The sequence below is a fragment of the Collinsella sp. CLA-ER-H10 genome (genome assembly GCF_040092475.1).
GTDB lineage: Bacteria > Actinomycetota > Coriobacteriia > Coriobacteriales > Coriobacteriaceae > Collinsella.
In genome coordinates this window covers 1-833 of record NZ_JBBNLM010000054.1, presented here as the reverse complement: position 1 = coordinate 833, position 833 = coordinate 1, and the positions used below count along the sequence as shown (strand labels likewise).

Sequence of the window (833 nt, the reverse complement as noted above, 5' to 3'; positions counted from 1 at the left end):
CAGGTGAACTGAACCGCAATCCGATCCATCATTGTCGAGAAGATCGAACGAATTCGGGTCGCTCGTTGCGGCCAAACGACCACTCAGACAAGAGCCATCGTCATTACAGATTTGCCATTCCATGTCTTCGCCTGCAAGAATCGCCATAGACGGCCTGGTCGCGCCATCGTTGACATACATCCCGTCTATGCCAAACCCATTTTCAGCGCCATCGATGAACGACTGCTCGGACCTATACCTCGCAAATGATGCACATAGCACCATTGCAAGACAAAGTACAAAGCCAACAATCGCTATCTTTGCATAGCTCCTGCCTATCATGTCATTCACCTCCTTCGTATGTATCGAGGTATTCCTGCTTGAGCGTCTGCGAGGACGACTTGATCTTTTCCACGAGCGTGCCGGCCTCGATGAAGTAGAACGAGTTGGTGAGGTCTGCCAGGTCGTCGAGCAGATGGCTTGAAATGAGCACGCTGCGTCCCCGCGCCACTTCGCTGCGCATCGCGTCGCAGGAGGTTTTCCGCTTTCCCGGATCGAGGCCGTTCAGCGGTTCATCGAGGATGAGGTACGGGCAACCGGTCGATATCGCCATGGCAAGCTTTACCTGCTGCTTCATTCCTGTCGAGAGTTTACGGGTCGGCTTGTCGAGATATGGGGAGATTCCGAGGGAGCTGCAGAGCGAGTCGATGTCGGCGGCCGATTTCCACGCCTCCCTAACGAAAGCAAGGTGCTCGATGGCCGATAGCGTGGGATAGAGATCCGCGCTGCCCGAAGAGCTCAGGTAGACGAGTTCTGCAAATTCGGCTGATCGACGCTGGCAGATTCCGTCTGCC

At 55.1% G+C, this 833-nt stretch carries 2 protein-coding genes; both read right to left on the bottom strand.

The annotated features are described in order from the left end of the window. A partial coding sequence (locus tag AAAX36_RS09465) for a hypothetical protein (protein WP_349075298.1) occupies positions 1–330 on the bottom strand: 330 nt, incomplete at its 3' end. Further along, positions 323–833 (bottom strand): ATP-binding cassette domain-containing protein (locus AAAX36_RS09460; protein ID WP_349075296.1); only part of this gene is annotated, 511 nt, incomplete at its 5' end. The genes AAAX36_RS09460 and AAAX36_RS09465, both read right to left, overlap by 8 nt.